This is a genomic window from Micromonospora sp. U56 (assembly GCF_018070095.1).
Classification (GTDB): domain Bacteria; phylum Actinomycetota; class Actinomycetes; order Mycobacteriales; family Micromonosporaceae; genus Micromonospora; species Micromonospora purpureochromogenes.
Genome location: NZ_JAGPYL010000194.1, coordinates 1 through 7,734, shown reverse-complemented (window position 1 = coordinate 7,734; position 7,734 = coordinate 1). Strand labels below are relative to the sequence as shown.

Below are 7,734 nucleotides of genomic sequence, written 5' to 3'. Positions count from 1 at the left end.
GCCAGCCGCGCCGGGCGGCCTGGTAGGCCAGGCCGGGGCGGGTGTCCACCCCGGCGACTGTCATCAGGTCGGCGAGCCGGCGTTGCACGGTGCGCCGGCTCACCCCGAGCTGGGAGGCGATGGACTTGTCCGGCACCCCGGCCACGAAGAGCGAGAGCAGCCGGACCTCGTCGGCGTCCGGCAGGTAGCCGTCCGCCTCGCCGGTCGGCGTGGTGGCGGACCGCAGCGGAGTGGCCACCAGCCAGTGGCTCTCGAAGAGGGCGAGCAGCGCGTCGAGCAGTTGGCTGCGGCCGATCACCGCGGCGCTCGGCTCTCCGACATCCCGGTCGGGCACCAGCGGGCAGATCGCCGTCCGGGCGTCCACGATGGCCAGCCGGACCGGCAGCCGGTCCAGCACCCGGGCCTGCTCGCCGGCGCGTACGCCCTGCTCCACGTCCGCCAGCGCGCCCGGCTCGAGGAGCATCTCCCGCTCGTAGATGGCCCGGTAGCGCACCCCGCGGGCCAGCGCGTCGAACTCCTCGACGTTCTCCGATCCGGGCATCGTCAGCGGGTTCGCCCGGCAGAACCAGAGCACCTCGCTGCGCGCCGAGTTCTGCACGTCGCGCAACCGTTCCCGGAGCACCCCGGCGCCGGTGATCACCTCCACCAGGTGGTCGGCGTCGTGCCGGCGCAGGCCGGCCCGGTACTCCTCGGTGAGCCGGGTGACCGCCGCGCGGGCCGCCTCCAGTGCCTCCTGGCGGCGCAGCAACGCCTCGCCGAGCGCGACGTCGGGGGCCAGCGGCCGCAGCGGTCCGTCCGGGTCGGGACCGGTCGGCAGGACCAGCCCCTTGTCGCGCAGGGTGTCGAGCTGGGCGACGACCTCGGCGCGCGGGCGGCGCAGCCACCGGGCCAGCTCGTCGACCCGCGCCACGGTGAGCTGCACCAGGCGGCGGTACAGCTCCTCCTCGTCCGGAGTCAGGCCGATCACGTCCAACACGGGGCTGAACTGTACGCACGACTCCCCCCGGTGTCGCCGACTGGTCAAGTGTCGGGGACCGCGTCTACTGTCGGTTGCTGTGCTGGAAGAGCTGCGCATCACCGGACTGGGCGTCATCGAGGACACCACGCTGCCGTTGACCGGCGGGATGAACGTCATCACCGGCGAGACCGGTGCCGGCAAGACCATGGTGGTGACCGGCCTCGGCCTGCTCTTCGGTGGCCGGGCCGACGCCGGGCGGGTCCGGGCCGAGCCGGGCCGGGCGGTGGTCGAGGGGCGGCTGCGCCTCGGTGGCCGGCTCGCGGACGCGGTGCACGCCCGGATCGTCGACGCCGGCGGCGAGCCCGACGAGGACGGCTCGCTGCTGCTGAGCCGCACGGTCACCGTCGAGGGCCGGTCCCGGGCCCACCTGGGCGGGCGGAGCATGCCGGTGTCGATGCTCGGCGAGGTCGGCGAGCAGGTGGTGGCGGTGCACGGCCAGTCCGACCAGCTGCGCCTGCTGCGTCCGGCCGAGCAGCGCGCCGCGCTGGACCGGTTCGCCGGGCCGGAGCACGAGAAGCTGCTCGACGCGCTGCGCGAGGCGTACGGCCGGTGGCGGCACGTGGTGGACGACCTGGCCGACCGGCGGCGCAACGCCCGAGCCCGCAACCAGGAGGCCGACCTGATGCGGCTGGGCCTCGACGAGATCACCCGGGTCGACCCGCAGCCCGGCGAGGACGACGAGCTGAAGGCCGAGGCGCAGCGGCTGGAGCACGCCGAGGGGCTGCGCACCGCGGCCCAGCTCGCCCACCAGTGCGTCGCCGGTGGCGCGGAGGCCGCCGACGAGACCCCGGACGCCATGGCGCTGCTGGGCACCGCCCGGCGCACCCTCGAGGCGCAGGCCGGCACCGATCCGGCCCTCGGCGAGCTGGCGGTCCGGCTGGAGGAGGCGGCCACCCTGGTCGCCGACGTCTCCGCCGAGCTGTCGACGTACCTGGCGGCGCTGGACGCGGACCCGGCCCGGTTGCAGGTCATCTACGAGCGGCGGGCCGCGCTGCGCGCGCTGACCCGCAAGTACGCCGACGACGTCGACGGGGTCATCGCCTGGGCCGAGCGGGCCCGCACCCGACTGTCCGATCTGGACAACTCCGACGAGCTGCTCGACGAGCTGGACCGCGAGGCCACCCGGCTCGCCGGCGAGGTGGCCGAGCTGGCCGGCCGGGTGTCCACCTCCCGCCAGGAGGCGGCGACCCGCTTCGCCGAGCAGGTCACCGTCGAGCTGGCCGGGCTGGCCATGCCGCACGCCCGGATCGACGTGGCGGTGGTCTCCCGGCCGGCGGGCCGGGCCGAGCCGAGCCTCACGGTCAACGGCGTCGAGGCCGGCATCGGCCCGGACGGCGCCGACGAGGTCGAGTTGCGGCTGCTGGCCCACCCGGGCGCGCCCTCGCTGCCGCTGCAGCGCGGCGCCTCCGGCGGCGAGCTGTCCCGGGTGATGCTCGCCATCGAGGTGGTCTTCGCCGGCTCCGGCGGCCCGCCCACGCTGGTCTTCGACGAGGTGGACGCCGGCGTCGGCGGCCAGGCGGCGGTGGAGATCGGCCGCCGGCTGGCCCGGCTGGCCCGCAGCCACCAGGTGCTGGTGGTCACCCACCTGCCCCAGGTGGCCGCCTTCGCCGACCGGCACCTCGTGGTGGCGAAGGACACCGGGGGAGCGGTGACCACCAGCGGGGTCCGTGTGGTGGAGGACACCGAGCGGGCCCGGGAGCTGGCCCGGATGCTCGCGGGTTTGCCGGATTCCGACCTGGGTATCGCGCATGCGGAGGAACTCCTGGCGGTGGCGGCCAAGGAAAGGCGGCCCTGACCGTCGCTATTGTGAGCGCAAGCACACCGGCCTGCGCTCCGGTGTGCTTCCCTGGGTAGGCGGCCCTGCTCAGGCATGTCGCGACAGAAAAGCCTGCCTCACATGCCAGGATGGTCACGATGCGTCTACCCACGTTGCGCCGGACCCGGAACGCGGAACCGGGCTCAGTCCTCGGCACCGCACGTCTCGATCGTCGTACGAAACGGCTGGTCGGCCGGCTCCGCCCCGGTGACATCGCGGTGATCGACCACGTCGACCTGGACCGGGTGGCGGCCGACTCGCTGGTCGCCGTCGGCGTCGCCGCGGTGCTCAACGCCAAGCCGTCGGTCTCCGGGCGCTACCCCAACCTCGGCCCCGAGGTGCTGGTGGGCGCCGGCATCCCGCTCCTCGACGACCTGGGCGAGGGGGTGTTCGAGCGGATCCGCGAGGGCGACACGATCCGGATCGAGGGCAACACCGTCTACGTCGGCGACGAGCCGGTCGCCCACGGGGAGCTGCAGGACGCCGAGACGGTGGCCAAGGCGATGGCCGACGCCCGGGAGGGGCTGTCGGTCCAGCTCGAGGCGTTCGCCGCCAACACCATGGACTACCTGCGGCAGGAACGCGACCTGCTGCTCGACGGGGTGGGCGTACCGGACATCCAGACCCAGGTCCAGGGCCGGCACTGCCTGATCGTGGTCCGCGGCTACGACTACAAGGACGACCTGGACGTGCTGCGCCCGTACATCCGGGAGTTCAAGCCGGTGCTGATCGGCGTGGACGGCGGGGCGGACGCGCTGGTCGAGGCGGGGTACACCCCCGACATGATCATCGGCGACATGGACTCGGTCACCGACGACGTGCTGCGCTGCGGCGCGGAGGTGATCGTGCACGCCTACCCGGACGGGCGGGCCCCCGGCCTGGCCCGGGTCACCGGGCTCGGCGTGCCGGCGATCACCTTCCCCGCCGCCGCCACCAGCGAGGACCTCGCGATGCTGCTGGCCGACGAGAAGGGCGCCTCGCTGCTGGTCGCCGTCGGCACCCACGCCACCCTGGTGGAGTTCCTGGACAAGGGCCGCGGCGGCATGGCCTCGACCTTCCTCACCCGGCTCAAGGTCGGCGGCAAGCTGGTCGACGCCAAGGGCGTGAGCCGGCTCTACCGGCAGAGCATCTCGGGCTCGTCGCTGCTGCTGCTGGTCCTCTCGGCGGTCGCCGCGATGGCCTCCGCGGTGGCGGTCTCCACCGTCGGGAAGGCGTATTTGGGCGTGGTCTCGGAGTGGTGGGACAATTTCGTGTTCCAGCTCGGCCAGCTCTTCTAGCTCCCCGACCGATCAAGAGGCTGCAAGCGTGATCAACTTCCGATACCACGTGGTGTCCCTGACCGCGGTCTTCCTGGCGTTGGCCATCGGCCTGGTGGTCGGCACGGCCGCCCTCAACGGCCCCGTGGCGGACTCGCTCAAGGAGAACGTCAACGCGCTGCGCAAGGACAACCAGCAGATGCGTCAGTCGGTCAACAACATGCAGAAGGAGTTGGAGCTCGAAGAGGACTTCGCCGCCCAACTGGCGCAGGTCGTCCTGCCGGGCAAGCTCACCGGCAAGCGGGTGCTGGTGCTGAGCCTGCCCACCGGCCGTGACCACACCGAGGGCGTGCTGAAGATGCTCGAACTCGCCGGGGCCGACGTGACCGGCCGGGTGGACCTGCAGGACAAGTTCATCAACCCGGACAACAACACCAACCTGATGGAGTTGGCGGTGACCGCCGCGCGGCCCACCGCGCCCGCCTCCGCGCTGCCCGGCAACGGCAACGGGGTGGAGACCTCCAGCGCCCTGCTGGCCAGCGTGCTGCTCGACCGGGGCCAGGGCGCCGCCGCCGTCACCGACGCCGACCGCCGGGCGGTGCTCAACTCGTACTCCAACAACGGCTACCTGACCACCGAGCAGAAGGTCACCGGGTCGGCCGAGGCCGTCGTGCTGGTCAGCGGGCAGCCGTACGTGGACAAGGACTCCGCCAAGAAGGACGAGTCGGTGGTCAAGGTCGCCGAGCAGTTCGACCGGACCGGCTCGATCGTGGTCGGCGGCAACGGCTCGGCCGGGGGCAACCTGGTCGCGATCGTCCGGGGCGACCCGGTGCTCGCCCAGACCATCTCCACCGTCGACAACGCCAACACCGTGCAGGGCCAGCTGGTCACCAGCCTCGCCCTGGTGCAGCAGCTCACCGAAAAGAAGGCCGGCCAGTACGGCGTCGGCGACAACGCCGCGTCCCTGCTGCCTAGACTGCCCCAGTGAGCGAACGACGTACTTCGGTGAGCGCGAGGACAGAGCCGGGTCTGCGAGCCCCGCAGTCGCGAACGGAAGGCATCGCGGTGACCGGAGCCAACCCGAGCGTCGCATCCGGCAGGGCCGCGTGAACGGGCTGGGGCGGCTGCTGGCCGCCGCCGCCGGCGCCGCGACCGCCCGGTACGCGCTGCGCGAGATCCGTACCGCCCCGCCCGCCCCGGCGCTGGAGCGGACCAACTTCCGTGGCCGTACCGTCACCCTGGCGGCCGGCCCGGCCCTCGCGGTCGGCGCGGCGGGTGCCGGCGCGTTCGGCGCCACCAGCGTCCCCGCCGGCGCCGCGGCGCTGGTCGCCGGTCTGGGCGCCGGCGCGGTCGGGCTCTACGACGACGTGGTGGGCGGGCGGCCCGAGCAGAAGACCGCGAAGGGCTTCGCCGGCCACCTGGCCGCGCTGCGCGAGGGCCGGGTCACCGCCGGCACGGTCAAGGTGCTCGGGGTGGGCGCCGCCGGGCTCGGCGCGGCCGTCCTGCTCTCCGCCGACCCCCGGGTCGCCGCCCGACGCGCGGGCCAGCGCCCCGTCGCCCGCGTGGTCGACGTGCTCCTCGGCGCCGGGGTGGTGGCCGGCACCGCCAACCTGCTCAACCTGCTCGACCTGCGTCCCGGCCGGGCCCTCAAGTCCGGCCTGCTGCTCGGCGCCCCGCTGACCCGGGGCCCGCACGGGGGTATCGCCGCCGGGGCGGTCGGCGCGGCCGGCGGGTTGCTCGGCGAGGACCTCGACGAGCAGGTGATGGTCGGCGACAGCGGCGCCAACGCCCTCGGCGCGGTGCTCGGCGTGGCGCTGGCGGCCCGGACCGGGCCGGTCGGGCGGGCCGCGATCCTGGCCGTGCTCGCCGGGCTCACCGCGGCCAGCGAGAAGGTCAGCTTCACGGCTGTCATCCAGCGCACCCCCGGCCTACGCGAACTCGACGCCCTGGGTCGGCGATCCGGCTGACGTGACCAGACCGGCACCCCTCGCCGGCGCCGGCCGGGTGGCCGGAGCGGCCGCCCTCATCGCCGTCCTCACCGTGGTCAGCCGCCTGGCCGGCTTCGGTCGGACCGCCGTGTTCACCTGGACGCTGGCCCCGACCGACCTCGGCGGCGCGTACGTGGTGGCCAACGCCGTACCCAACTTCATCTTCGAGATCGTCGCCGGCGGGGCGCTGGCCAGCCTGGTCGTACCGCTGCTGGCCGGCGCGGTCGCGGCCGGCGACCGGCGGGCGGTGGCCGCCACCACCGGCGCGCTGCTGACCTGGACGGTCACCCTGCTGGTGCCCCTCGCGGTGCTGGTGGTGCTGGCCGCCGGGCCGATCGTCGGCCTGCTCGGCGACGGCCTCAGCGTCGCCCAGCAGCACAGCGGCGAGCGGATGCTGCGGTTGTTCGCGCCGCAGCTGCCGCTCTACGGCATCGGCATCGTGCTGACCGGCGTGCTCCAGGCGCACCGGCGGTTCGCCTGGCCGGTGATCGCTCCGTTGCTCAGCAGCGTCACCGTGATCACGGTCTACCTCGCCTTCACCGCCGTGGAGGGGCGGCTGGCCACGGTCGCCGAGGTCGGTAGCGCGGGGGAGCTGATCCTGGCCGGTGGCACCACCGCCGGGGTGGTGGTGCTGTCGCTGTCGCTGCTGGTCCCGCTGCGCCGGCTCGACCTGCGGCTGCGCCCCGGGTACGGCTTCCCGGCCGACGCCCGGACCCGGGTCGGCGGGCTGGCGGTGGCCGGCGCGGTGACCGTCACCACCCAGCAGATCGCGCTGATCGTCAGCCTCAACCAGGTCACCTACGGCGCGGCGACCAACCCCGGGGTGTACAACCTCGCCCAGACCGTCTACCTGCTGCCCTGGGCGGTGCTCGCGGTGCCGCTGGCGGTCGCCGCGTACCCGACGCTGGCCGCGGCCCGGGCCGCCGCCGACGAGGACGCCTACCGGCGGACCCTCGCCACCGCCGTACGCGGCGTGCTGATCTTCAGCAGCCTCGGCGCCGCCGCCCTGGTCGGCCGCCGCCGCCGCGATCGCCGGTTTCGCCCCCGGGCTGCTCGGTTACGGCCTCTTCGCGGTGCTCACCCGCGCCCTGTACGCCCGGGGCGAGACCCGGACGGCGACCTGGGCGACCGCGCTCGGCTGGCTGTCGGTGCCGGCCGCCGCGCTGGTGCTGGGGGCGGCGCTGCCGCTGCGCGACCGGGTGCTGGCGGTGACCCTGGCCAACTCGCTGGGGATGCTGCTCCTCGGCGGGCTGCTGCTGGCCGTGGTGGCCCGCTCGGCCGGCCGGGCTGCCCTGTCCGGCGCGGGTCGCGCCGCCACCGCCGGCGTGCTCGCCGCCGCGCTCGCCGCGCCCGCCGGCGCGCTCACCGCCCGGTGGCTCGCCGACGTCGCCGACGGCACCCCGACGACACCGGAGGCACTCGTTCAGGGCATGCTGTCCGGGGCCGTGGTGGGCGTGGTGTTCCTCGGCGTGGCCTACCTGGCCGACCGGGCGGACGTCCGGCCGCTGCTCGCCGGCGCGGGCCGCCGGCTGCGCCCGCGCCGGGGCGGCCCGGGGCCCGACCCGGCGCCGGAGGGCGGCCGGCCGGAACGGGATGACGGGCGGGTGTCGGTGGCCCGGTGTGCGCGAGGAGTGTGCCGGGGCTGCGCGCCCCGGC

At 74.8% G+C, this 7,734-nt stretch carries 5 protein-coding genes and 1 pseudogene; 5 read left to right on the top strand and 1 reads right to left on the bottom strand.

Annotated elements, in window-relative coordinates:
- A partial coding sequence (locus KBX37_RS32690) for a helix-turn-helix domain-containing protein (RefSeq protein WP_210779696.1) occupies positions 1–976 on the bottom strand: 976 nt, incomplete at its 3' end.
- 79 nt (positions 977–1,055) lie between these two features.
- On the opposite strand from KBX37_RS32690, the gene recN reads away from it, so the two are divergent.
- The 5 genes and pseudogenes from recN to murJ form a co-directional block, all read left to right on the top strand.
- A complete protein-coding gene (gene recN, locus KBX37_RS32685; protein WP_210779695.1) occupies positions 1,056–2,813 on the top strand; it encodes a DNA repair protein RecN in 1,758 nt (585 codons plus the stop codon).
- A gap of 119 nt (positions 2,814–2,932) precedes the next feature.
- The gene (gene steA, locus KBX37_RS32680) at positions 2,933–4,111 is read left to right on the top strand and encodes a putative cytokinetic ring protein SteA (RefSeq protein WP_210779694.1); all 1,179 of its coding nucleotides are present in this window, start codon (positions 2,933–2,935) and stop codon (positions 4,109–4,111) included.
- A gap of 28 nt (positions 4,112–4,139) precedes the next feature.
- On the top strand, positions 4,140–5,078 hold the full coding sequence (locus tag KBX37_RS32675) for a copper transporter (RefSeq protein ID WP_210779693.1): 939 nt from the start codon (positions 4,140–4,142) through the stop codon (positions 5,076–5,078).
- Between the two features lie 118 nt (positions 5,079–5,196).
- Positions 5,197–6,057 (top strand): hypothetical protein, encoded by an 861-nt coding sequence (locus KBX37_RS32670; protein ID WP_210779692.1) that lies wholly within the window; start codon positions 5,197–5,199, stop codon positions 6,055–6,057.
- A 1-nt stretch (position 6,058) separates the two neighbouring features.
- A pseudogene (murJ, locus tag KBX37_RS32665) lies at positions 6,059–7,734 on the top strand (murein biosynthesis integral membrane protein MurJ); the annotation flags it as partial.

Coding starts and splice junctions, on each gene's coding strand:
- steA (WP_210779694.1), top strand. CDS start 2,933: ATGCGTCTACCCACGTTGCGCCGGACCCGGAACGCGGAACCGGGCTCA.